Origin of the sequence: Streptomyces sp. NPDC057939 (genome assembly GCF_042887545.1) — a bacterium.
Classification (GTDB): Bacteria; Actinomycetota; Actinomycetes; order Streptomycetales; family Streptomycetaceae; genus Streptomyces.
On record NZ_JBHVPG010000029.1, the window covers coordinates 64,090 to 87,491 of the forward strand.

17 protein-coding genes are annotated in these 23,402 nt (G+C 73.8%); 9 read left to right on the forward strand and 8 right to left on the reverse strand.

Translation table 11 applies throughout. The annotated features are described in order from the left end of the window. The first annotated feature begins 355 nt into the window (after positions 1–355). Positions 356–2,725 carry a chitinase C-terminal domain-containing protein gene (locus tag ACFVS6_RS27280; protein ID WP_389707801.1) on the forward strand — a complete coding sequence of 790 codons (2,370 nt, stop codon included), beginning with the start codon at positions 356–358 and terminating at the stop codon, positions 2,723–2,725. 172 nt (positions 2,726–2,897) lie between these two features. Then, on the forward strand, positions 2,898–3,638 hold the full coding sequence (locus tag ACFVS6_RS27285; protein WP_389707802.1) for an SDR family oxidoreductase: 741 nt from the start codon (positions 2,898–2,900) through the stop codon (positions 3,636–3,638). Positions 3,639–3,823: 185 nt separating this feature from the next. Here ACFVS6_RS27285 and ACFVS6_RS27290 read toward each other — a convergent pair whose 3' ends face one another. Further along, complete coding sequence (locus ACFVS6_RS27290; protein WP_389707853.1) at positions 3,824–4,987, reverse strand: ROK family transcriptional regulator; 1,164 nt, start codon at positions 4,985–4,987, stop codon at positions 3,824–3,826. A 55-nt stretch (positions 4,988–5,042) separates the two neighbouring features. Here ACFVS6_RS27290 and ACFVS6_RS27295 point away from each other — a divergent pair, with 55 nt between their 5' ends. From ACFVS6_RS27295 to ACFVS6_RS27305, 3 genes are all read left to right on the forward strand, one after another. Continuing rightward, positions 5,043–6,257: an MFS transporter gene (locus tag ACFVS6_RS27295; RefSeq protein ID WP_389707803.1), complete on the forward strand. Its 1,215-nt coding sequence runs from the start codon at positions 5,043–5,045 to the stop codon at positions 6,255–6,257. An 81-nt stretch (positions 6,258–6,338) separates the two neighbouring features. Continuing rightward, the gene (locus tag ACFVS6_RS27300) at positions 6,339–7,742 is read left to right on the forward strand and encodes a uracil-xanthine permease family protein (protein ID WP_389707854.1); all 1,404 of its coding nucleotides are present in this window, start codon (positions 6,339–6,341) and stop codon (positions 7,740–7,742) included. Between the two features lie 76 nt (positions 7,743–7,818). Beyond that, positions 7,819–8,499 (forward strand): DUF5995 family protein, encoded by a 681-nt coding sequence (locus tag ACFVS6_RS27305; protein ID WP_389707805.1) that lies wholly within the window; start codon positions 7,819–7,821, stop codon positions 8,497–8,499. Between the two features lie 160 nt (positions 8,500–8,659). Here ACFVS6_RS27305 and ACFVS6_RS27310 read toward each other — a convergent pair whose 3' ends face one another. The 4 genes from ACFVS6_RS27310 to ACFVS6_RS27325 all read right to left on the reverse strand — a co-directional run bounded on the left by ACFVS6_RS27310 (position 8,660) and on the right by ACFVS6_RS27325 (position 12,682). Beyond that, complete coding sequence (locus tag ACFVS6_RS27310) at positions 8,660–10,372, reverse strand: flavin monoamine oxidase family protein (protein ID WP_281205172.1); 1,713 nt, start codon at positions 10,370–10,372, stop codon at positions 8,660–8,662. 50 nt (positions 10,373–10,422) lie between these two features. Beyond that, positions 10,423–11,226 carry a carbon-nitrogen hydrolase family protein gene (locus tag ACFVS6_RS27315; protein ID WP_389707807.1) on the reverse strand — a complete coding sequence of 268 codons (804 nt, stop codon included), beginning with the start codon at positions 11,224–11,226 and terminating at the stop codon, positions 10,423–10,425. Between the two features lie 177 nt (positions 11,227–11,403). Further along, on the reverse strand, positions 11,404–12,033 hold the full coding sequence (locus ACFVS6_RS27320; RefSeq protein WP_389707809.1) for a glutathione S-transferase C-terminal domain-containing protein: 630 nt from the start codon (positions 12,031–12,033) through the stop codon (positions 11,404–11,406). Between the two features lie 520 nt (positions 12,034–12,553). Beyond that, positions 12,554–12,682 carry a hypothetical protein gene (locus ACFVS6_RS27325; protein ID WP_389707811.1) on the reverse strand — a complete coding sequence of 43 codons (129 nt, stop codon included), beginning with the start codon at positions 12,680–12,682 and terminating at the stop codon, positions 12,554–12,556. A 149-nt stretch (positions 12,683–12,831) separates the two neighbouring features. Here ACFVS6_RS27325 and ACFVS6_RS27330 point away from each other — a divergent pair, with 149 nt between their 5' ends. Both ACFVS6_RS27330 and ACFVS6_RS27335 read left to right on the forward strand, forming a co-directional pair. Then, positions 12,832–13,596, forward strand: a complete 765-nt coding sequence (locus tag ACFVS6_RS27330) for a GNAT family N-acetyltransferase (RefSeq protein WP_389707813.1) — start codon at positions 12,832–12,834, stop codon at positions 13,594–13,596. A gap of 326 nt (positions 13,597–13,922) precedes the next feature. Next, complete coding sequence (locus ACFVS6_RS27335) at positions 13,923–14,216, forward strand: WhiB family transcriptional regulator (protein ID WP_389707815.1); 294 nt, start codon at positions 13,923–13,925, stop codon at positions 14,214–14,216. A 20-nt stretch (positions 14,217–14,236) separates the two neighbouring features. Here the strand turns inward: ACFVS6_RS27335 and ACFVS6_RS27340 are convergent, their stop codons facing one another. The 3 genes from ACFVS6_RS27340 to ACFVS6_RS27350 form a co-directional block, all read right to left on the reverse strand. After that, complete coding sequence (locus ACFVS6_RS27340) at positions 14,237–18,832, reverse strand: hypothetical protein (protein WP_389707817.1); 4,596 nt, start codon at positions 18,830–18,832, stop codon at positions 14,237–14,239. A gap of 84 nt (positions 18,833–18,916) precedes the next feature. Next, positions 18,917–19,372 (reverse strand): Lrp/AsnC family transcriptional regulator, encoded by a 456-nt coding sequence (locus ACFVS6_RS27345; RefSeq protein ID WP_007262967.1) that lies wholly within the window; start codon positions 19,370–19,372, stop codon positions 18,917–18,919. 10 nt (positions 19,373–19,382) lie between these two features. After that, positions 19,383–20,837 carry an amino acid transporter gene (locus ACFVS6_RS27350; protein ID WP_389707819.1) on the reverse strand — a complete coding sequence of 485 codons (1,455 nt, stop codon included), beginning with the start codon at positions 20,835–20,837 and terminating at the stop codon, positions 19,383–19,385. A 472-nt stretch (positions 20,838–21,309) separates the two neighbouring features. On the opposite strand from ACFVS6_RS27350, the gene ACFVS6_RS27355 reads away from it, so the two are divergent. Both ACFVS6_RS27355 and ACFVS6_RS27360 read left to right on the forward strand, forming a co-directional pair. Further along, on the forward strand, positions 21,310–22,329 hold the full coding sequence (locus ACFVS6_RS27355) for a GDSL-type esterase/lipase family protein (RefSeq protein ID WP_389707821.1): 1,020 nt from the start codon (positions 21,310–21,312) through the stop codon (positions 22,327–22,329). A 118-nt stretch (positions 22,330–22,447) separates the two neighbouring features. After that, positions 22,448–23,392 (forward strand): SCO0930 family lipoprotein, encoded by a 945-nt coding sequence (locus tag ACFVS6_RS27360; RefSeq protein ID WP_389707856.1) that lies wholly within the window; start codon positions 22,448–22,450, stop codon positions 23,390–23,392. The last annotated feature ends 10 nt before the right edge of the window (positions 23,393–23,402 follow it).

A 23,402-nucleotide genomic window follows, 5' to 3' on the forward strand; every position in this document is an offset into this window, starting at 1 on the left:
GTGAATCGCTGTGGCCTGGGTCACAAACAAGCCGTTCTTGAGCGGTGGCGGCACGTGGCGTGCAGTCCACGCGACGGCGCCGACACGCACGCCCCGCCACCGACCCGCACGCGCCGCCGGCGTCGAGCCCGCGCCACGCCGGCGTGACGGCCGCGTCCCGCCCGCGCCGGACCGGCACTCCCGAACGCCTTTGGTCCAGACCTATTGACGGGTTGGTCTAGTCCTCTTAACGTTCCCTTCATCTTCCCCGGGAGCCGGCCCTGCCGACGTGCGCACGTCCCAGGCCAACCAGCGCCACTTTTCTGCTTGTTGCTGCACGTTGTGTCCTGCCATCCTCCCCTCCCCAGGAGGCACAATGCTGTCCCCCACTCGTACGAGAGCGATGCTGCTGGCATCCGGTGCCGTCATCGCCGGCCTGCTGGTCGGCGGGCTCTCCGCGGGCGTCTCGCACGCCGCCGACAACGAGAGCTGTCGCCCCGACGGCCTGTACAAGACCCCCGGGGTCGACGTCCCGTACTGCTCGGTCTACGACTCCGAAGGCCGCGAGAAGATGGGCGCCGACCACCAGCGCCGCGTCATCGGTTACTTCACCGGCTGGCGCACCGGCAAGGACGGCACTCCCGCCTACCTCGCCAACAACATCCCGTGGTCGAAGATCACCCACATCAACTACGCCTTCGCGCACGTCGGTTCCGACAACAAGCTCTCCGTCGGCACGGACAACGCGAACAACGCGGCCACCGGAATGACCTGGCCGGGCGTCGCGGGTGCGGAAATGGACCCGTCGCTCCCCTACAAGGGCCACTTCAACCAGCTGACGAAGTTCAAGAAGCAGTACCCGAACGTCAAGACGCTCATCTCGGTGGGTGGTTGGGCCGAGACCGGCGGCTACTTCGGTGACGACGGCAACCGGGTCAACTCCGGCGGCTTCTACTCGATGGCCACCAACGCCGACGGTTCGGTGAACCAGGCCGGCATCGACACCTTCGCGAACTCCTCCGTCGACTTCATCCGCAAGTACGGGTTCAACGGCGTCGACATCGACTACGAGTACCCGACCACGATGAAGGACGCGGGCAACCCGCTCGACTGGCAGCTCGCCAACGCCCGCCGCGCGGGCCTGGTCAAGGGCTACGACGCCCTGATGAAGAGCCTGCGCGAGAAGCTCGACCGGGCCGGCGCCGCCGACGGCAAGCACTACATGCTGACCGTCGCCGCCCCCTCCTCCGGCTACCTGCTGCGGGGCATGGAGACGTTCCAGATGCAGAAGTACCTGGACTACGTCAACATCATGTCCTACGACCTGCACGGCGCCTGGAACGAGTACGTCGGCCCGAACGCCTCGCTCTTCGACGACGGCAAGGACGCCGAGCTGGCCGCCGCGAACGTCTACGGCAGCTCGCAGTACGGCGGCATCGGCTACCTCAACACCGACTGGGCGTACCACTACTTCCGCGGCTCGATGCCGGCCGGCCGCATCAACATCGGCCTGCCCTACTACACCCGCGGTCACAAGAACGTCCAGGGCGGCACCGACGGGCTGTGGGGCAAGGCCTCCGCGACCACCTGCCCGGCCGGCGCGGGCCTGACCAAGTGCGGTGACGGCGCGACCGGCATCGACAACCTGTGGCACGACAAGGACACCAACGGGGTCGAGTCCCCGGCGGGCTCCAACCCGATGTGGCACGCCAAGAACCTGGAGAAGGGGATCGTCGGCGACTACGTCACCAAGTACGGGTTCCCGGCGAACACCACGCTGACCGGCACCTACGTCCGCAAGTACGACTCGACGCTGGTCGCGCCGTGGCTGTGGAACGCGCAGAAGAAGGTCTTCCTGTCCACCGAGGACGAGCAGTCGGTCGCCGCGAAGGCGGACTACGTGGTCAACCGCGGCATCGGCGGCACCATGGTCTGGGAGATGGCGGGCGACTACGGCTGGAACGCCGCCAAGGGCCAGTACGAGATCGGTGACACCCTCACCACGCTGATGTACGACAAGTTCAAGGCGGCGACGCCGTACGGCGCGAAGAAGTCCAACACCGCGCTGCCGACGCAGGCCGTGGACGTGAAGGCGGAGTTCACCGAGTTCAAGCTCGGCGACTCCAACTACCCGCTCACCCCGAAGGTCAAGATCACCAACAACACGAAGTCGGCGCTGCCGGGCGGCACCGAGTTCCAGTTCGACTACTCGACGGCCGCCCCGGGCAACGCCTCGGACCAGTCGGGCTTCGGCACCAAGGTGATCAAGAGCGACCACACCGGCAGCAACGTGGGCGGTCTGAAGGGCGACTTCCACCGGGTCTCGCTGAAGCTCCCGGCGTGGCAGTCGCTCGCCCCGGGCGCCTCGGTCGACCTGGCCTTCAACTACTACCTGCCGGTGTCCACCCCGTCCAACTGGACGGTGAACATCTCCGGCACGACGTACGCCTTCGCCGGTGACCTGGCGCGCGGCACGACGGTCGTGGAGCCGGGGGGCACGCAGCCGCCGACCACTCCCCCGACGACCCCGCCCACCACGCCGCCGACGACCCCGCCGACCACGCCTCCGACGACCCCGCCGGGCGGCACCTGCACCAACCCGGCGTACGTGGCCGGCCAGGTGTACAACAGCGGCAACGTCGTCTCGCACAACGGCCGCAACTGGAAGGCCCAGTGGTGGACGCAGAACGAGGCTCCCGGCACCACCGGCGAGTGGGGCGTCTGGAAGGACCAGGGCGCCTGCTGACACCGGTGCCCGAGCACCACTGAACACCGTGCACGAGACCCGGTGGCCCGGCGGCCACCGGGTCCTCGTGCGTGCGGGGCCCTTTCCGGGTTCCTCCCGCGGGGCTGTCACGTTCGGCGGGGCCGTTCTGTCCCACTGGTGTACGCACACCCTCGGGAAGGACGGACACACCATGAGCACGATCCTCGTCACCGGAGGCACCGGGAACCTCGGAGCCCTCGTCGTGGAGCGGCTGCGGGACCGGGGCCACGAGGTCCGGGTACTGAGCCGGCACGCGCGGGACTTCCCGGTCGACCTGCGGGACGGCCGGGGACTGGCCGCGGCGATGGCCGGCGTCGACGTGGTCGTGCACTGCGCGAGCAGTCCGCGCGGGGGCGACGAAACGGCCGCCCGGAACCTGGTCGCGGCGGCCCGGCGGGCGGGCGGCGTCAGCAACCTCGTGTACGTCTCGATCGTCGGGGTGGACGTGGTGCCGCTCGGGTACTACCGGTCGAAGCTGGCCGTGGAACGGCTGCTGGAGGCCTCCGGGCTCGGGATCACGATCCTGCGGGCCACCCAGTTCCACGACCTGGTGGCGCGGTTGGTGGACGCCTCGGCGAAGCTGCCGGTGGTCCTGCTCCCGAGGGGCGTACGGGTGCAGCCGATCTCCGCGGCGGAGGTCGCGGACCGGCTCGCGGAACTGGCGGTCCCCCGCCCGGCGGGCCGGGTCCCGGACATGGGCGGCCCCGAGGTCCGCGGCCTGGCGGAACTGGGCCGCGCCCGCCTCACGGCGACCGGGCGCCGCCGCCGGGTGGTCACGGTCCCGCTCGCCGGGAAGACGTACGCCGCCTTCCGCGAAGGCGGCAACCTCGCTCCGGCCCACGCGGTGGGCCGAACCACCTTCGCCGAGTACCTCCTGCGCGGGCGGGACTGAGCACGGCCCTCATGCGCGGCCGGGACCGAGCACGGCCCGACCGGCGGCCCGCGCCCGGTCCGCGGACGGGGCCCCGCCGGAGCCCGCGGGCGGGATCCCGCGGAGCGGATCGGCCGGCGGGACCGTGCGGGAGTCCCGGCCGGGCGGGCCGCACCGGACCCGGTCGGGAACCGCGACGGAGTCCGTCAGGTGCCGAAGAGGATCGTCTGGGCGGCTTCGCGGGCGGCCAGCAGGGCGCCCTCCATGACGGCCGGTCCGCCGAGGGCGGTGGCGCGGACCGCCGTCGGGACGGGGGTCAGCGTCGCGAGGCGGCGCTCGACGCGGGCGGCGAGTGGGGCGCCGCCCGCCCGGCCCAGCTCGCCGCCCAGCACCACGCAGCCCGGGTCGAGGATCGCGGCGACGGCCGCCGCCCCGAGCGCGAGCCGCTCGGCGAGGGCGTCGAGGAAGGGCTCCCCCGCGGCCCCGGCGACGGCCTCCTCCACCGGGCCGGTGAAGCCGTGTTCCGCCGCGAGCGCCTCCACGCCCGCGCGCCCCGCAAGGGCGTGGAAGCCTCCGCCGCAGTCGGCGGCGGAGGGCAGCCCGGCGGTGCCGGGCACCGGGAGGAAGCCGATCTCGCCTGCCCCGCCGGAGGCGCCCCGGCGCAGCCGTCCGTCCAGGACGACGGCGGCGCCCACCCCGGCGCCGAGCCACAGCAGGACGAAGGAGTCCAGGTCCCGGGCGGCGCCGACGCGCTGTTCCGCCAGGGCCGCCAGGTTGGTCTCGTTCTCCACCACCACCTTGGCCGGCAGCCGCAGCTGGAGGGCCGTCACGAGGTCCCGGTGCCAGGACGGCAGCCCGATGGTGTCGCCGAGCTCACCGCTGGCCGGCGCCACCAGGCCCGGCGCTCCGACGACGACGGTGTGGAGCCGCTCGGCACCGGCCTCGCGGGTCAGGGCCTCCAGTCGCGCCACCGCCTCCTCGACGGCGTCGACCGGCAGGGCGGCCCGGGCCAGGGGTTGCCCCAGCAGATCGGTGACCACCGCCGTCGCGCTGTCCGTCCGTACGTCCAGCGCGGCGAGGTGGGCCCGGCGGGCGACGATCCCGTACAGGCGGGCGTTCGGGCCGCGCCGCTGCTCGCCCGACTCCCCCACGACCTCGATCAGCCCCGCGCCGGCGAGCCGCTCGACGAGGTCGGCGACGGAGGGCCGGGACAGACCGGTCAGCTGTTTGAGCTGGGCCGCCGTCAGCGGCCCCTCGGCCTGGAGGAGTTCCAGCGCGAGCCGGTCGTTCATGGCCCGGGCCGTGCTCGGCGAGGCGGGGGACGGGGCGGCGGCGGTCGTCAGCACCTTGGCAGGGGTCACGGCGCCCATCTTAGGGAGGTTCACGGCACTAACCATTAGGAAGGGTCCCTGATAGTTTACGTCCATGACCGGGGACACCGACCTCAGCCCGGCGCGACTGCGCCACGCCCGCTTCGCGATCGCCGCCGTGTTCTGCACGCACGGCGCCGTGACCGGCTCCTTCGCCACCCGCATCCCGTGGATCCAGGACCACGCCCAGCTCGGCTCGGGCACCCTGGGTCTCGCCCTCGCCTTCCCCGCCCTGGGCGCGGCGCTGGCGATGCCGCTGGCCGGGCGGATCAACCACCGGTTCGGCGCGCGCACCGCCCTGCGCGGGCTGCTCTGCATGTGGACCCTGTCCCTGATCCTGCCCGCCCTCGCCCCCAACCTGGTCGCGCTGTGCGCGGCGCTCTTCGTGTACGGGGCCACGGCGGGCATGTCGGACGTGGCGATGAACGCGCTCGGCGTGGAGACCGAGAACCGCCTCGGCCGCTCGATCATGTCCTCGTTGCACGGCATGTGGAGCGTGGGCGCGCTGCTCGGTTCGGCCGCCGGAACGGTCGCCGCGCACCTGGGGGCCGACGCCCGGCTGCACCACGCGGTGGTCGCGCTCGCCCTGACCGCGGCCGGGCTGGTCGCCGTCCGGGGCGTGCTGGACCTGAAGGGCGATCAGGAGGCGGAGGCGCCGCCGCACTTCACGCTGCCGCCGAGGTCGGCCCTGCTGATCGGTGCCATCGGCTTCTGCGCCGTCTTCGCGGAGGGGGCGAGCCTGGACTGGTCCGCGGTGTACCTGCGGGACGTGCTGCACACGGACGCGGGCCTGGCCGCCGCCTCCACCACCGCCTTCGCGCTGACCATGGCCGTGGCGCGGCTGGTCGGCGACCGGGTCGTGGACCGGTTCGGCGCGGTGCGCACCGTCCGGGCGGGAGGCGTACTGGCCACCCTGGGCGGAGTGTTGGTGGTCGCGGTCCGGCACCCCGCGGGCGCCCTGGCCGGCTTCGCGCTGATCGGATTGGGCATCGCGGTGGTGGTTCCGTTGGCCTTCGCGGCGGCGGGCCGCAGCGGTCCGGCGCCGGCCCAGGCCATCGCGGGCGTCGCCACGATCACCTACACCTCGGGCCTGATCGCGCCGTCGGCGATCGGCGCGGTGGCCGACGCGACGTCGCTGGTCGTGTCGTTCGGGCTGGTCACGCTGCTGGCCTTCGCGCTGGTCCTGGGGGCCGGCGTCCTGCGCGCGAAGCGGACGGCTGGTCCTGCCGATCCCGCCAATCGGGACGAACCAGCGCCTATCCGCCCGTAATATGGCGGCTGGCGCGCCGCGGTGAGCGAGCGGCGGACCGCCAGGATGCTTGACGGGCCGCAGGAACGGAAGTGGTGGAACATGGGCTTCGGCGTGGGCTGGACCCTGCACGGGGACGGGCGGACCCCCGCCCCCGGCGCGGTGGTACGGCCGGACGAGCGGCTGTCGTGGCCGCGCACCGCCGGGCTCGGGGCCCAGCACGTCGTCGCGATGTTCGGTGCGAGCTTCGTCGCCCCGGTCCTGATGGGCCTGGATCCCAACCTGGCCATCATGATGTCCGGCATCGCGACGGCCATCTTCCTGCTCGCCACCCGCGGCAGGGTTCCCTCGTACCTCGGCTGTTCGCTCTCCTTCGTGGGCGTCGCTGCGGCGATCCGGGCGGGCGGCGGTGACAGCGCCGTCGTCACGGGCGCGGTGTTCGTGGTCGGCGCCGCGCTGTTCCTGGTGGGCCTGGCCGTCCAGCGGTTCGGCGCGCGGATCATCCACGCGGCCATGCCCCCGGTGGTGACGGGCGCGGTCGTGATGCTGATCGGCTTCAACCTGGCGCCGGTCACGGCCGCGACGTACTGGCCGCAGGACCAGTGGACGGCGCTGCTGACCATGCTGTTCACCGGTCTCGCCGTGGTGTGCCTGCGCGGTTTCTGGTCGCGCATCGCGATCTTCCTCGGGCTGGTCTTCGGGTACGCGATCTCCTGGATCTTCGACCTGGTCCTCGGGCGGATCCACTCGCCGATGGGCGGGGCCGAGGCGGTCGACCACTGGCGCCTCGACCTCTCCGGCGTCGGCAAGGCCGAGTGGATCGGGCTGCCGTCCTTCCACGCCCCCGCCTTCGAGTGGTCGGCGATCCTGATCGCCCTGCCGGTCGTGATCGCGCTCATCGCGGAGAACGCCGGGCACATCAAGGCCGTCGGCGAGATGACCGGCGACCCCCTCGACGACAAGCTCGGCACCGCCATCGCGGCCGACGGCGCGGCGTCGATGCTGTCCACGGCCGTCGGCGGCCCGCCGAACACCACCTACTCCGAGAACATCGGGGTGATGGCCGCCACCCGCGTCTACTCCACCGCGGCCTACTGGGCGGCGGCCGGGTTCGCGCTGCTCTTCGGCCTGTGCCCCAAGTTCGGCGCGGTCGTCGCCGCGATCCCGGGCGGGGTGCTGGGCGGGATCACCGTGATCCTCTACGGCATGATCGGCCTGCTCGGCGCCCAGATCTGGCTGAGCGGCCGGGTCGACCTGCGCAATCCGCTGAACCTGGTGCCGGCCGCCGCGGGCATCATCATCGGCGTGGGCGGGGTCGAGCTGCAGATCACCGACAGCTTCGAGCTCGGCGGCATCGCCCTCGGCAGCATCGTGGTGATCACCGGGTACCACGCGCTGCGCTACTTCGCCCCGGCCCACCTCAAGGAGCAGGAACCGCTGCTCGACTCCGGCACCTCCGCGTACGACGGCGACTCCGCCGGGGACCCCGGCGACAAGCGGGGTTGACGGAGTTTCGCCCGAACCGGGGAAGCCCACGGCCAAGTTCCCCGCAGGGCCCGCCCGGGCTGCGACGCTGCCTCACATGGAAGCGGTACTCGCGCGGATGCGCGCCCTCGACGAGCGGCTCCCCGCGCAGGACGGCGTCGCCGTCTTCAACCGGGTCTACCTGACGGTGACGCAGACCCTGCACCACCGCATCGAGCGCGGGGAGTTCCCCGCGCCCCGGGCCGCGCGGACCCTGAGCGTACGGTTCGCCGAGCGCTACCTGACGGCGGTGGAGGCGGACCGGGCTCCGGCCTGCTGGCGGCCGCTGATCCAGTACCGCCGCCACCCGGGGGTGCGGCCTCTCCAGTACGCGCTGGCCGGGATCAACGCGCACATCGGCCACGACCTGGCACTGGCGGTGGTATCGACGTGCCGGGCGCTGGACTGCCCGCCGGCCGCCCTGGAGGCCGACTTCGACCGGGTCGGGGACACCCTGGTGGCCCTGGAGGAGCAGATCCGGGAGGACCTGATGCCGGGCCCGGACCTGCTGGAGGTCGCCGATCCGCTGACGCACCTGCTGGGGTCGTGGAGCCTGGAACGGGCCCGTGCCGGGGCCTGGTCGGCCGCCCGGCTGCTGTGGACGCTGCGCCGGGCCCCCGACCTGGCGGAGGAGTTCCGCGAGTCCCTCGACGCCGGCGTCGGCCTGGTGGGCCGCTGCCTGCTGACCCCGACCGGCGTGCGGATCCGGCGCGACCCGTGGGTTCCCGCCCTGCGCTGAGCCCGGTGACGGCTTCGCCGCGCACCGCCGACGGGCGCACGACACCGGGCTACCGCCCCACCGCCCCCGTCGGCCCCGCGCACCTGCCCGACGTGGGAACGGGCCGCCCCCGCGCTGTTCGCGCGGGGACGGCCCGTGGTCGGGGGCGGAGCGGGGCCGCTCAGTCCTCCGGGAGCTCGACCGGGGAGATCTCGTCGTAGACGTCGCCCGGGCCCGGGTTCGTGGCGTCGGTGGAGCCGCCGAGGTGGTGCATGACGCCCCACACCGCGTTGAGGGCGGTCTGGACGGCGCCCTCGGCCCAGCCGGCCGTCCAGGAGATGTCGTCGCCCGCGAGGAAGATGCCGCGCTTGTCCTCGGGGAGGCGGTCCTGCATGAAGTGGGTGAACAGGCGCCGCTGGTAGCGGTAGTGGCCGGGGAGGTTGGCCTTGAACGCGCCCATGAAGTAGGGCTCGTTCTCCCAGGACACGGTGACCGGGTTGCCGATGATGTGGCGGCGGATGTCGACCTTGGGGTAGATCTCGCCGAGGGACTTCAGCATGACCTCCATCCGCTCGTTCGCGGACAGCGGCAGCCACTTCAGGCTGTCGTCGCACCAGGTGTACGAGAGGCAGATGACGGCGGGCTTGTCCGGGCCGTTGTCCAGCAGGTAGGTGCCGCGGGTCATGCGGTCCGTCAGGGTCATCGACATGACGTCGCGCCCGGTCGGGTTCCCGGCGTCGTCGACGGCCTTGTCGAGCCAGAAGGGCCGGTCGACGGGGATGAAGAGCTTGCTCGACTCCATGTAGTGGGTGCGCTCGATCGCCGTCCAGTGGTCGATCGGGAACAGCGTGTCGTCGCACGCGATCTTGGAGAGCAGCATCCAGGACTGGGCCGTGAAGATCGCGGCGCGGTAGGTGCGGATGTCGCCGGACGCGTCCGTGACCGTGATGCGGTTGCCCGCGGTGCGGTGCAGGCGGGTGACCGCCGGGCGCGGGGTGCCGTCGTGCAGGGTGGACAGCGAGGTGCCCTGGGCCCAGTGGACGATCTTCTCGGGCTCGCGCTCCCACAGGCGCAGCGGGAGCTGCTGCGAGCCGCCGACGATGCCGCGGTGGTGGTCGTCCGCCTCGGTGTAGACGACGCGGAGGATCTCCAGGATGGAGTTCGGGAAGTCGGTGTCCCAGCCGCCGGTGCCGAAGCCGACCTGGCCGAAGATCTCGCGCTTGCGGAAGGACTGGAAGGCCTCGGACTTGCAGAGGAAACCGTAGAACGTCTCGTCGTCGAGCTTCTCGACGAGCTTCGCCCAGATCTCGCGGATGCGCGGGACGTCCCGCTCGCGCATCGCGGTGTTCATGTCGGAGAAGTCGGCGCCCTCGTCGAGACAGGCGTTCCACGCGGCGGCCACGTCGCGGTAGACCTGCGGGAGGTCGGCGATGGTCTCGGCGTAGTGGGTCTCGCCCTTGAGGTCGACGACCGTCGAGGGGGTGGCCTCGGCGAGCGGGTTCGGGAAGGGCTCGGTGACCAGGCCGACGAGGTCGATGTAGTGCTGGAGCGCGGTGGAGGACGGCGGGAAGCGCATGGCGCCCATCTCCGCGGTCAGTTCCTCGGTGCCGGCGCCCTCGAAGCCGACGGTGCGCAGCCGGCCGCCGATCTGGTCGGCCTCGTACACGACGGGCTTGAGGCCCATCTTCATCAGCTCGTAGGCGGAGATGATGCCGGACAGCCCGCCGCCGATGACGGCGACCTCGGTGCCGAGCTCGGTCGCCGGTATCTGGCCCAGGCCCGCCGGGTGGGCGAGGAAGTCGTCGTAGGCGTACGGGAAGTCCGGCCCGAACATGGTGATCGGGGGCTGGCCGTCGCTGTGCGGGACGGCGGTGGTGGGCACCGTGGACGTCATGGGGGTACGTCTCCTTGCGGGCTGAGCAGGCAGGGCGGGGAAAAGGGGGGTCAGACGAGGGAGGCGTAGAGCCCGGGACGGCGGTCGCGCAGGTAGGGGTTGGTCTCGCGCGAGGCCGCCAGCAGCTCGGGGTCGACCTCCGCGCACGCGAGTTCCCGGCCGCGGCCGGCGCGGGTGCGGGTGACTCCGTCGGGGCTCGCGAGGCAGCTGAGGCCGACGAACTCGAACTCGCCCTCGGGGCCGGTCCGGTTGACGTACGCGATGTACATCTGGTTCTCGAAGGCCCGGACGGGGACCAGCTGTTCGGCGACGAACTGGAACGGGTGCATCTGCGCGGTCGGAACCAGGAGGAGGTCGGTTCCGGCGAGCGCGTGCGCCCGGACGTTCTCGGGGAACTCCACGTCGTAGCAGATCATGATGCCGACGCGGAGGCCGTGCAGGTCCGCCTGGACGACGGGGACGTCGCCGGGGGTGAAGGCGTCCCGCTCGAAGCCGCCGAAGAGGTGGGTCTTGCGGTAGTTCGCGAGCGCGGTCCCGTCGGGGCCGATGAGCTGCGCCGCGTTGAAGACCGCCCCGTCGGCCGCCAGCTCCGGGTAGCCGTACAGGACGGCCAATCCGTGCCGGCGGGCGATCTCGCCGACGGCGACGGCGGACGGGCCGTCGGCCGCTTCGGCGAGACCGGGGACGTCCTGGAGGTCCAGCGCGTAGCCGGTCAGGAACATCTCCGAGGTCACGAGGAGCCCGGCCCCGCCCTGTGCGGCGCGCGCCGCGGCCTCGTCGAGCTCCTTGAGGTTCTCGGCGGTGTCGCCGAGCCGTCCGGAGCTCTGGAGGAGGGCGGTGCGCAGCGGGGGCATGGGCGTACCTCTGTGACAGGTGGGGTGGGGTCGTAACACGGTACGTTCGCGCGTTCGACCGCGACAAGCCGTCACCGTTGCGCTGGACGCATCGATTCGTTGCGCGTTCGGCGGCCCGTACGGCGATTCGTTGCGCGGCCACCTCCCCGGACGCCCGGGGGCCCCCGGACCCCCCGGTCAGGCGGCCCCGCCGAAGGCCGGGTGGGCCCGCAGGCGACGTACGTAGGACCGGGCGTGCGGCCCCGCGGCGGGCAGCACGGCCGGGTCGAGGAGGGCGACCCACAGGTCCACGTCGGCGAGGGTCGGCCGGTCCCCCAGAGCGTACGGGTGCAGGGCGAGGCGGCGGTCCAGGAGGTCCAGGGCGGCGGACCGCCCGGCGGGCGGCGCGGCCCCGTCGAGGAGGACCCGGACGGCCTCGGCGTGGCGGGCGGGGACGGGCGGGCTCAGGTCGGGGCGGCCGGCGAGCCGGACGGCGAGGTCGTCGAGGATGTCGGGGGTGTGGTTGCTGACGACGCGGCCGCTCCAGGTGTCGCACAGGGCGGGCACGGCGAGGGCGCCGTCGTAGTGGTGCCCGGCGGCCTCGTAGGCCCGGCGCAGCGCAGCGTGGGTGGCGGGCGGGCCGAGCAGGGTGGTGCCGACGCAGCCGGTCAGGCCCAGCAGGGCGAGTGCGGTGCGGACCCGCAGGGAGCGGGGACAGCCGGTGGAGAGGTAGAGGTGGTAGCGGTGCGGGGCCGGGGAGAACCCGGCACCGATCCGACCGCGCGGGGCCGGCACGGGGGCGGTGCGGGGCATGAGCATCGGAACCATGACGACATCTCCTGTTGCCCTTCCCCTGACCGGGGCGGGACCTGGACGTGGCGGGGACCTGGACGTTTCGGGGACCTGTGACGTTGCGGGACCTGTGACGCGGCGGGTTCTGGACGTGGCGGGACGGACACGGGCGGTGCCGGTGGTGGCGGGATCGGACGGGGCGGAGCGGGACCGGGCGGACGGGCTGCCGGCGCGGGCGGGACGGGACGGGACGGGTGGTCGCGGACGGGACGGGACGGGACGGGACGGGTGGTCGCGGGCAGGGCGTGGCGCCCGTCCCGGTGGTGGTCCGGTGGGGCGGCGCCATGTGGTCGTCCGGGCCCGCGGGGTGGCGTGCCCTTCGTGCCGGGGCGTGACGGGTGGACCGGCGCGTCCGCGGGTGCCGGGGCGCGACCGGACGTGCCGGGGCGCGACCTGGTCCGGCGCCGGGCGCGGACGGCCCCGCAACCCGGCGGGTGCCGGAAGGCGGGGGTGTGGCCCGGGAGCCCGGCGGGAGCCGGAGAAGGGGTGCGGTCGGTCAGCGACGCGGAGCGGCGAAGGCGCTGCAGACGCGGAGCAGGTCGATGTGGAGGCGCCGGGTCAGCCACCAGCGCCGCGGGGTACGCGCCCCCGCGCCGGGTGTGCCGGTCGTCTCCACCGCTCGCATGTCACCTGCTCCTCGGGGCCCGGGCATAACCTGCCCGTCGCGGGCGCTGACGGCAACGGCCGTCCCCCGCAGTCTCCTGGCGTCGTGCGGGGGCCGTCAAGAAGGCGGACGCAGCGGCCCACGTTCCGACGGAAGGATCCGCGCACCCCATGCCCACCGACAACTCCCCATCCCCGCTGGACAATCCGGTCTGGGCGGCCCTGACCGGAACCCACCGCCGGTTCGCCCAGTTCGCCGGTGCCGACCCCTCCGACCCCGCCGGCGCTCCCGGCACGGGCGGGCTGGCCGCCCGCTACCTCCCCGACGCCAACCCGTTCTCGGCGCTGGCGGACCCGGACGACCCGCGTTCCTGGACGGCGCTGGCCGAGCTGTCCGGTCCCGGTGAGGTCGTGTGGCTGACCGGGCTGCCGACCCCGCCGCCGGACTGGGAGACCGTCGCGTCGATACCGGGCGTGCAGCTGGACGGTCGGGCGGTGGCCGCCGAGTCCGCGCCCGAGGCGGTGCGGCTCGGGCCCGCCGACGTCCCCGAGATGCTGGAGCTGGTGCGGCTGACCGAGCCGGGGCCGTTCCTGCCGCGCACCGTGGAACTGGGCACGTACCTCGGGATCCGGCACGAGGGCCGGCTCGTGGCGATGGCGGGCGAACGCCTGCGGCCGCCCGGCTGGGCGGAGATCAGCGCGGTGTGCACGCACCCCGAGCACCGCGGCAGGGGCCTGGCGGGGCGCCTGGTCCGGGCGGTCGCCGCCGTCGTCCGGGAGCGCGGGGACAGCCCCTTCCTGCACGCGGCCGCGGCCAACACCGGCGCCGTCCGGCTGTACCGGTCGATGGGCTTCGTCCTGCGCCGCGAGCCGGTCTTCATCGGGGTGCGCACTCCGGGCGGCCCCGGCCCCGTCGATCCGGCAACGAAGGCTTAACACGGCCTTCATTGAGTGCGGCGGGGCGCCGGCATAGCGTCTGACGGGACGGGAGCGTGGGCGGCGGACGGCCGGCCGGGGCGGTGAACACCCAGCAGATCAGTGGTCGTTCGTCCGTCCGCCCCGCTCCCGTACTCGCGCCGGGCGGACCGGTCCTGCCGTGCGCGCGCCCCGCGCGCCGCCCCGTGGGGGCCGCCGGGCCGCGCCCGTACCGCGTCCCCGAACGCTCCGGCCGACTCGATCGGACGGCGTCCCCCGACGGCGGGTTTCAGTGGGTTCCCAGTGGTCACACGCGGGAGGACAACCCACGGAAAGGAAACCCCGTCATGAACGACGTCCACCGGCTGCCCGGACCCGCGCACCACAACTGGGACTGGCAGTCCCGCGCCGCCTGCCGGGAGCTGGGGTCCGCCCCGTTCTTCCACCCCGCGGGCGAGCGCGGCGAGGAGCGCGAGTCGCGGGACGAGGCCGCGAAGCGGATCTGTGGGACCTGCCCGGTGCGGACGGCCTGTCTGGAGCACGCGCTGCAGACCCGCGAGCCGTTCGGGGTGTGGGGCGGACTGACGGAGGAGGAGCGGCGCGCGATGCTCGGCCGTCCCGCCCGCCCCTCCCTCGTGTGAGCTACGGGTCCTCGTGTGAGCTACGGGTGCGCCCGGTCCCAGGCGCGGGCGAACATCTCGTGCACCGGCGCCGGCGGCAACAGCCGCAGGAGCGGGGCGTGCAGGTCCTTCAGCGAGGCCGAGACCCGGTGGTCCGCCAGTTTGGCGCTCTCCAGCGGAAGGTGCGGGGCCTTGAGGTCCGTCCACCGTCCCGGCAGGAACATCGTGCGGCCCGCTCGGGCCCGCTTGGCGGTCTCCACCAGACCGGTCGCCGACAGCTCCGCCTGCGCGGCCTTGTGCCGGGCCGCCGTCCAGCCGTTCCAGCGGCGGACGTTGCGGTCGGTGGGCCGGGCGAGCGTCAGCAACTGGAGGTACAGGGCGGCGGCGTCGGCGCCGGTGCCGAGGGTCCGCGCGGCCCGCGCGACCAGATCGGGGACGCCGAGCGCCGGGTTGTTCTCGTAGCCGCCCGGCGGGACGGGTGTGGTGGCCGCGCGGTCGGCGAGCCCGCCGAGTCCCTCCAGGAGCGCGCGCAGTGCGCGCAGGTCCGTGAGCAGCCAGGGCCGGTCCACGCCGGCGGCCAGCCGCTCCGCCCGGAGCAGCCGCGCGGGGTCGGCGAGGGCCGCGGGCCGGACGAAGGTGCTGCCGGCGGGTACGGCGACCACGAACAGTCCGTCGTCGACGGCCGTGGAGGTCTCGGTGACGTGCTCCCCCAGCGGGTGCGGGCAGGGCAGCACCGGGCCGCGGTACGGGATGAAGAGCGGGTCGGCGGCGGCCGTACGGGCCAGGTCCTTGAAGCTGCCCATGGGGACGAGGGCGTCGGGTCCGTCGAGCTGGGTCCGCAGCCGCTCGTGCAGGGCGAGCGCGCCCGTGGCGGCGGGGCTCGCGACGGGAAGTTCCGTGAGGGCCCAGGTGATGACGGAGGCGGCCGTGCGGTGGGCGGGGTCGGTGGACCGCACTTCCCGGCCGGCGGCGCCGTCGGGCCCCGCGTGGTGCAGGCCGAGGCCGCCGACGCGGTTGCCGACGAGGACGAAGCCCGCCTCGCCGAAAGGTTCCTCGGCGGGGGCCCGGCCGGCGGGCAGGCCGCGGGCCCATCCGTCGCCGAGGCCCAGTTCCGCGTCCAGTGCGGCGGCGAGCTCCTCGTCGGCGTGTTCCTCGGCGCCCAGCAGGCCGGTCCAGGCGGCTGCCATCCGGGCGGCCGCCTCGACGGCCCCCTCCGGTTCCCACAGCGCGGCGGGGTCCCGGGGCACGCCCGCCGCGAGGACCGTGCGGCGCCCGGTCTCGCCGAGACCGCGGCAGAGGGAGTCGTACTGCTCGATCAGGGGCTTCTTGACCTTGTGGGGGGCCGCGCCGAGCAGGGTGAGGTGTTCGCCGTAGTGCTCGCGGCCCGGGAATCCGGCGAGGACCAGGACCGCCACGGCGGCCCGTACGCCGGTCAGGCGGGTGAAGGTGTCCACCGCGGCGGGCGGGACGGGGACCGGTCCGCGGCCGGCGAGGAGTTCCAGCAGGCGGGGCAGGCGGGTGGTGTCGTCGTCGGTGACGGTGGAGGTCCGGCAGTCCTCGGCGCCCTCGGGCGCCGGGTCGCAGGCGCGCTGGAGGAACCGGGCCGTCCCGTTGCGGACGGCGCCGGAGGCAAGGGTGTGGCCGGCGGCGCGGTGGGCGGCCAGGGCCGCCGGGGCGGCCCGGCCGGTGCGCCAGGTGCCGCCCGCCTCCGCGAAGGGCTGTCCGCTCCAGGTCTCCAGCAGGGCGGCGAGGGCCTCGCGTTCCCCGGCGGGGGTGGGGGCGACGACCGCCCGCCAGGCGGCGGCCCCGATGCCGCCGACGAGGACCTCCCAGTCGTCGGGATCGGCGGGCCGGGCGAGGGTGCGGGTCTCGTCGTCGATCTCCCCGCGCAGGTGGCGTCCGTCGGCGGCGACCGCGGTGAGCAGCGCGGGCTGGGGTTGGGGCACGGGGCCCTGGTGGCGGCGGTGCTCGGCGAGCAGTCCGTACAGGGCGGGTGTGAGGACGGTGTCCGGGACCTCTGCGGTCAGGGTGACGGCGGGCTCGGCACGCATCAGGGCGACGCGCCGGGTGAGTTCGCGGCGGCGGCGCAGCAGGTCGGCGGCGAGTCGGGCGGCGCGGGCCACGCCTCGCGCGACGCGGGGTTCGAGGTGCCCGGGCAGGGCGGGCTCCGGGTCGTCGCGCAGGGCGGCGTCGAGCAGGGCCCGTACGGCGGTGTCGTCGACGGTGCGCAGGGTCTTGGAGGAGGCCTCGTCGCGCGGGGTGAGGAAGTGCCAGAAGGCGGGCGGCGGGACGGGGCCGGCCGCGTCGCCGAAGCCGGGGGTGCGGCGCCGGTCGGAGCCGGGGAAGCCGTGGACCTGCCAGAGCAGTGAGTTGTCCTCGGCGGCGTGGGCGCGGATGGTCTCCTGACCGGCGAGCACGGCGTCCTCGCCGCCCAGGGGCATCCGGACGATCGCCCAGGGCCGGCGGCCGAAGCGCGCGGTGCGGTACCCGGCGGTGCGGCCGTCGACACCTTCGAGGAGGAACTCCCGGGGGGAGGGCCCGGGGTGGGGGGTGCGGTTCAGGACGCGGAACCCGACGAGGGCGCCGGCCTGGCCGAGGGGGGAGGCGGGGGCGCCCTCGGGCATGGCGGCGAGGGTCTGCAGATCGCCGAAGAGTTCGGTGCCGGGAGGGGGTTCGGTGGCGGTGTGGAAGGCCGGCGGGACGTGGTCCGCGGTGCGGGCGCCGGTGACGGGGTCGAGGCGGGCCCAGCCGTTCCATCCCTTGAAGACGTCGGAGCCCCAGAACCGGCGGCCGTCGCCCATCTGGACGTCGGTGGAGCCCATGCCGCTGCGGTCCCCGGGGCGCAGGACGCGGGTTCCGTCGTGGCGGCCGGTGCCGTCGGGGGTGGCGAAGTGGTAGCCGAGGCCGCCCTGGGTCATGCCGCCGTAGCGGCGCAGGCCGAGCTTGTCCTCGGGTTCGAAGACCTCGTCGGGGCGGTCGGCCCAGAAGGCGTGCTCGCCGAAGCCGCCCTTGGGGGTGGTGCTCCAGGCGACGAGGAACTGTCCGCCGACGTGGTGCACGGTGTGCGAGGTCGCGCCGTCGGGGAGGCGGAAGGCGCAGCGGTGGCGGGGGCCGGCGTGGTCGACGGTGACGGCCCGGTCGGGTCCGTGGACGGTGAGCAGGGGCCAGGTGCTGGTGACCCCGGTGATCCGGTCCGGTCCGCCGAGTTCCGCCACGGCGTCGTCCAGGGCGGGCCAGCCCCATTCCTCGGGGAGTCCGGCCCGCAGGGCGCGGGTGAGGGGGCCGGTCAGGTCGAGGGCGCCGAGGGCTTCGTCGATGCCGTCGAGGGCGCGGGCGGTGGGCCGGTCGAGCAGGGTGTGCAGTTCGTCCATGGCTTCGTCGGCCGCCGCGAGGCCGCCGCCGCGCAGGGCGGTGAGCAGGTCCTCGACGCGGCTGCGGACCTCGCCGGCGATGCCGGGGTTCTCCGGGAGCCGGGTGATGGCGGTTCCGGCGGCGCGCAGCCCGGCGTGGACGGTGCCTTCGAGTCGGGGGCCGAACACGGGGTCGGCGGCGAGGGCCCGCAGGTCGCGCAGCGGCCCGGGGTCGCGGAAGACGAGCTCGACGGCGCTGCCGGGGTCCTCGACGGGGAGGTTCTCGGCGAGGCACGCGTCGAGCAGTTCGGCGTCCAGGCCGGGCCATCGGTGGCGGTCCTCGTGGAGGCGCAGGGGTGTGGCGGCGGCGCGCGTCCGGGGGGCGAAGCGGGTCAGCAGGTCGAACAGTTCGGGGGGCATCGGCTGCCGCATGACGCCCCCGCCGCCGGCGGGGCGGTGCGAGTAGCGGCGGGTGAACCGGCCGAACCAGGCGGCGAAGCCGCCCTCGGGGGTGATGCGTCCGGCGGTCGCGGCGTCGGCGGCGCCGCAGGCCAGCAGGAGCCGCAGCCAGCCGGAGGCGTCGTTCCGGGACTCGGGGAACAGGTCGAGGAGCAGGGCGTTGACGTCGTCGCCCGGGGGGTGCGCGGCGAGCAGGTCCCGGGCGGCGTCGAGGAGCCGGTCGGGGACGTCCTTGCCGCGGGCGGCGCCCAGGACGAGGCCCATGACGCGGGCCTCCTCGGCGGGGTCGGCCCCGGCGCCGCGGGCCGAGAGCCGGATGCGGCGGGCCAGATCGGCGGGGAGTCCGGCCGGCGAGGCGGCCCAGGCGGTGAGGACGCCCACGTACTCCTCGTGTGCGGCGGGGCCGTCCAGGGTGGCGGTGAGCCAGGCCTGGTGGCCGCTGAGCTCCGCGACGGGCAGGGCGCCGGCGCGGGCGAAGAGGAGGAGGTTCGCGCGGTGGTGGTCGGGGTCGACGGGGAGCGCGTGGGTGCGTTCGGCCGTGCGGGCCAGGGCGTAGGCGCGGGCGGCGGAGCGCGGGTGCCAGGCGATCAGTCGGTGGCCGATGGTGTCCCAGAACCAGGGCAGGTGGGCGGGATCCAGGGTCCGTACGCGCCGCTCCAGGCCGTCCAGGAAGCGGCCGGGCTTCTCGTGGGCGACGTGGAAGCCGCCGAGGGCCTCGTCGAGCAGCGCTACGGCGGTCGCTTCGGCCGCCGGGTCGTGCGCGCGGGCCCAGTCGGTGTAGAGGACCGAGGTGCGCGGAAGGGCCGGCAGCGGGATCTGGATCTTCATGCCGCCGATCCTGGCACGGCCCGGTGACAGGCCCCGGCCCGAGGGGGCGGGGCCGGTGGCGGGCGGCGGGGCGGCGCCGGCGGATCAGGCCGGGGCGCCCGAGGTGAAGCGGCGCAGCAGCGGGGAGAGGACGAGGACGGACTTGGTGCGTTCCACGAAGGGTTCGCCCGCGATGCGTTCCAGGACGCGTTCGAAGTGCCTCATGTCGGAGGCGAAGACCTGGACGAGGGCGTCCGCGTCGCCGGTGACGGTCGACGCGGACACCACCTCGGGGTACCGCTCCAACCCTCGCCGGATGTCGTCCGGCGAGGTGTTGTGGCGACAGTAGATCTCGATGAAGCCCTCGGTCTCCCAGCCCATCGCGGCGGGGTCCACGCGGACCGTGAAGCCGGTGATGGCTCCTTCGGCCCGCAGCCGGTCGACGCGGCGCTTGACCGCGGGGGCGGAGAGTCCGACCTCGGAGCCGATGTCCGCGTAGGAACGGCGGGCGTCCTCGGCGAGGGCGTGCACGATGCGTTCGTCGAGATCGTTCAGTCGCACTGCGGGTGGATCACTTCTCTGCTGTGGCCAGTCGGGAGCGGCGGATGCCGTACAGGAAGTAGAACACGAGGCCCGCGACCATCCAGCCACCGAAGACCACCCACGTCGGGGTGTCCAGGCTGAACATCATGTACCCGCAGGTGATGAGGCCCAGGATCGGGGTGACGGGGAACAGCGCGACCTTGAAGGTGCGCGGCATGTCCGGGCGGGTGTAGCGCAGGATGACGACGGCGACGTTGACGAGGCCGAAGGCGAAGAGCGTGCCGATGCTGGTGGCGTCGGCGAGCTTGCCGAGGGGGATGAAGGCGGCGAGGGTGCCGCAGAAGAGGGAGACGATCACCACGTTGGCGCGGGGGGCGCCGGTCTTCGGGTTGACCTTGGCGAAGACCTTGGGGACGAGGCCGTCGCGGGACATGGCGAAGAGGATGCGGGTCTGGCCGTAGAGCACGGCGAAGACGACGGACGCGATGGCGACGACGGCGCCGGCGGCGAGGACGACGCCCCAGAAGGTGTGGCCGGAGACGTCGGTCATGATCTGGGCGAGCGCGGCCTCGGTGCCCTCGAAGTCCTGCCAGGGCATGGCGCCGACGGCGACGAAGGCGACGAGGACGTAGAGCACGGTGACGATCAGCAGCGAGAGCATGATCGCGCGGGGCAGGTCGCGCTTGGGGTTCTTGGCCTCTTCACCGGCGGTGGAGGCGGCGTCGAACCCGATGTACGAGAAGAACAGCGTGGCCGCGCCGGCGCTGATGCCGGTGATGCCGAGCGGGGCGAGGGGGGCGTAGTTGCCGGCCTTGATGCCCAGGAAGCCGATGCCGATGAAGAGCAGCAGCGTGACGATCTTCACCGCGACCATGATCGTGTTGATCCGGGCGCTCTCCTTGGCGCCGCGCATCAGGAAGACCATGGCGAGGAGGACCACGACCAGCGCGGGCAGGTTGATGAAGCCGCCCTCGCCGAGGGGCGCGGAGACCGCCTCGGGGATGGTGACGCCTATCGTGCCGTCGAGGAGTTCGTTGAGGTACTCGCCCCAGCCGACGGCGACCGCCGCGACGGACACGCCGTACTCCAGGACCAGGCACCAGCCGCAGACCCAGGCGACGAGCTCGCCCATGGTGGCGTAGGAGTACGAGTACGAGGACCCGGAGACCGGGACCGATCCGGCCAGCTCCGCGTAGGACAGGGCGGAGAAGAGCGCGGTCAGGCCCGCGATGACGAAGGAGATCGTCACGGCGGGGCCGGCCTTGGGCGCGGCGGTGCCGAGGACGACGAAGATGCCGGTGCCCAGGGTCGCGCCGATGCTGATCATCGTCAGCTGCCACATGGTGAGGGAGCGGCGGAGCGAGCCGCCCTCGCCCTGTCCGCCCTCGGCGACCAGCTGCTCGACCGGCTTGCGGCGCAGCAAGGGATGGGCAGGCTTGCGCGGCTCGGAGGTGAGCGGTGGCGCCTGGCCGGTTTCGAGCACGGGGGGACTCCTTCGATGCTGCGGGTGGGGATTCAGGCGTCGACCGCAGCGGTCCGGAGCAGGAGCAGGCCGACGGAAAGCCGGTCTGGGCATGGGGGACCGCCGAGCAGGCGGTCCACGCCACTCCACGTACAGCGAGTGAGCCTACGAGCTGAGTGATACCGCCCGTAATGCACCATCCTTGCACATTGGCGAACGATCGTTGCGCGAATCTGTCCGGGATGGTCCTTTGTTGCGCGCGGATGATCGATCACTGCGCGAGGGACCTCGGAGCCGTTTCTTGACACTTCGTCAGATCTGTCGGACCGTGCCGCCGGGACGCACCCGCGCCCGTGCGACCCGTACGCCGGCCACGGTCGGAACGGGCCACTCCGGGGTACGGGTCAAACGAGTGACCCCGGCACCCCGCCGGGACCCGGCGGCGCCGCGCACCCGCACCCGCACCCCATCCGCACCCGACCGGAGGCGAAGAGTGAGCGAACCGAGCCCGGGCCCCGACGCACCGTGGCAGGACCCCGAGCCCTTCCTGCGCGGGGTCGCCTGGCTGGACAAGGGGCGGCCCGTGCGCGCCGACCCGGCGGACACCATGCGGCTGCCCTGGGACACCGGGGAACGCGCCACGCTCCCCATAGGCGTGCGCCTGGAATTCACCACCCGCTCCGCACGCGCCGTGGAGGTCCGCTACCGGGCGACCGTCCCCGGCCCCACCGACGCGCTGCGCGACCTCGCGCACGGCTTCGCCCTGTGGAACCGGCACGGGCTGCTCGGCGAGGTCTTCACCGAGCCGGCGGCCGAGTCCGTCGTGCGCCTCGAACTGCCCCACGGAGCAGGCCCCTTCACACTGCACCCGCCCGAGACCCAGTCCCCCCGGATCCTCGGCCTGCGCGGCGTCGGGGGCGCCCTGGCGCCCGCCCCCGCCGCCCCGCGCTGGGTCGTCCACGGCGACTCCATCACCGAGGGCTGGTGGTCCACCCGACCCGCGCACGGCTGGCCGGCCGTCACCGGTCGGACCCTGGGCTGGGACACCGTCAACCTCGGGTACGCGGGAGCCGCCCGCGGCGAACTCGCCACCGCCGAACAGCTCTCCGCGCTCCCCGCCGACGTCCTGACCCTCGCCTTCGGCACCAACTGCTGGTCCCGCGTGCCCTACTCGGCCCCGCTGCTGTACGAGACCACCCGCGCCTTCCTCGACCTCATCCGCCAGGGCCACCCCCGGACCCCGCTGCTGCTCGTCTCCCCGCTGCTGCGCCCCGACGCCGAGCGAACCCCGAACCGCCTCGGCGCCACCCTGGGCGCCCTGCGCGACGCGATGGAACGGGCCACCCGCGACCGGATCGCCGCCGGCGACGGCCGACTGGCCCTGCTACCGGGCCGTGACCTGCTGGGATCCGAGCACCTCGCGGACGGCCTGCACCCCAATGACGCCGGACACCAGGTCCTCGGCCTCGCTGTGGTCACGGCCCTGCGGCGGGCCGGGTTCGACGGCGGGTGAGTGAAACAGGTCATACGGATCGGACTGAACGGATCGCTCCCCCGACCCCGTGTCCTCCACAAGTTGCCGCGGTCCGGCGACGGACACCCGGCAGACACGACACGTGGGAGAGATCAACATGGGCATCAAGCGCGGAACTTCCCTGGCTGCGGTCGCGATCGTCGTCACCCTCGCGGCGACGGCCTGCGGCGGAACGGACAAGGCGGCCGACAACACCAAGCCGGCCGGAGCCGCCGCCGCAGCCCCGGCTCCCGCGTCGGACCCGTACGGCGACGAGCAGCCCGCCCAGGACGCCCCCGCCAACGCCCCCAAGCCCGCCGGACAGCTGAACTCCTCCACCACCGAACAACTGGGCTCCGTCCTCACCGACAGCGCCGGCTTCACCCTCTACCGGTTCGACAAGGACACCGCCAAGCCGCCGGCCTCGAACTGCGACGGCGACTGCGCCAAGGCCTGGCCCGTGGTGCCCGCGGGCGACGCCACGGCCGCGTCGGGCACGGACGCGTCCCTGCTCGGCGAGGTCGTCCGCAAGGACGGCAGCAAGCAGCTGACGGTGGGCGGCTGGCCCGCCTACCGCTTCGCCAAGGACACCAAGCCCGGCGACCTCAACGGGCAGGGCGTCGGCGGCACCTGGTTCGCCCTCGCCCCCGACGGCAAGAAGGCCGCGAAGGGCGCCGCCGCGGCTCCCGCCCCGGCCGCCGCCACCGGCGCCCTGACCGTCGCCAAGGACCCCAAGCTCGGTGACCACATCGTCGACGGCAAGGGCATGACCGTCTACCGCTTCAAGCCGGACTCCGCCTGGCCGATGATCTCCAAGTGCACCGGCGACTGCCTCGCCAAGTGGCCGGCCGTGCCCCCGGTCGAGAAGGGCAACGCCAAGGGCATCATCGAGAAGAACTACCTGGTCCTCGACCGCCCGGACGGCGTGAAGCAGCAGACCGTCGACTGCTGGCCCGTCTACACCTTCACCGGTGACAAGAACCCCGGTGACACCAACGGGCAGGGCGTCGGCGGCACCTGGTACGCCGTCTCCCCCGACGGGAAGCTCATCACCGTCAAGTAGCCCGTCCCCG

Bases quoted from the DNA above. Each gene is read 5' to 3' on its own strand.
- ACFVS6_RS27325 (WP_389707811.1), bottom strand. From the start codon at position 12,682: ATGCGAGCGGTGGAGACGACCGGCACACCCGGCGCGGGGGCGCGTACC.
- ACFVS6_RS27280 (WP_389707801.1), top strand. From the start codon at position 356: ATGCTGTCCCCCACTCGTACGAGAGCGATGCTGCTGGCATCCGGTGCC.
- ACFVS6_RS27340 (WP_389707817.1), bottom strand. From the start codon at position 18,832: ATGAAGATCCAGATCCCGCTGCCGGCCCTTCCGCGCACCTCGGTCCTC.
- ACFVS6_RS27290 (WP_389707853.1), bottom strand. From the start codon at position 4,987: ATGGGCGCCGTGACCCCTGCCAAGGTGCTGACGACCGCCGCCGCCCCG.
- ACFVS6_RS27320 (WP_389707809.1), bottom strand. From the start codon at position 12,033: ATGGTTCCGATGCTCATGCCCCGCACCGCCCCCGTGCCGGCCCCGCGC.
- ACFVS6_RS27305 (WP_389707805.1), top strand. From the start codon at position 7,819: ATGGAAGCGGTACTCGCGCGGATGCGCGCCCTCGACGAGCGGCTCCCC.
- ACFVS6_RS27310 (WP_281205172.1), bottom strand. From the start codon at position 10,372: ATGACGTCCACGGTGCCCACCACCGCCGTCCCGCACAGCGACGGCCAG.
- ACFVS6_RS27330 (WP_389707813.1), top strand. From the start codon at position 12,832: ATGCCCACCGACAACTCCCCATCCCCGCTGGACAATCCGGTCTGGGCG.
- ACFVS6_RS27285 (WP_389707802.1), top strand. From the start codon at position 2,898: ATGAGCACGATCCTCGTCACCGGAGGCACCGGGAACCTCGGAGCCCTC.
- ACFVS6_RS27300 (WP_389707854.1), top strand. From the start codon at position 6,339: ATGGGCTTCGGCGTGGGCTGGACCCTGCACGGGGACGGGCGGACCCCC.
- ACFVS6_RS27335 (WP_389707815.1), top strand. From the start codon at position 13,923: ATGAACGACGTCCACCGGCTGCCCGGACCCGCGCACCACAACTGGGAC.
- ACFVS6_RS27315 (WP_389707807.1), bottom strand. From the start codon at position 11,226: ATGCCCCCGCTGCGCACCGCCCTCCTCCAGAGCTCCGGACGGCTCGGC.
- ACFVS6_RS27295 (WP_389707803.1), top strand. From the start codon at position 5,043: ATGACCGGGGACACCGACCTCAGCCCGGCGCGACTGCGCCACGCCCGC.
- ACFVS6_RS27360 (WP_389707856.1), top strand. From the start codon at position 22,448: ATGGGCATCAAGCGCGGAACTTCCCTGGCTGCGGTCGCGATCGTCGTC.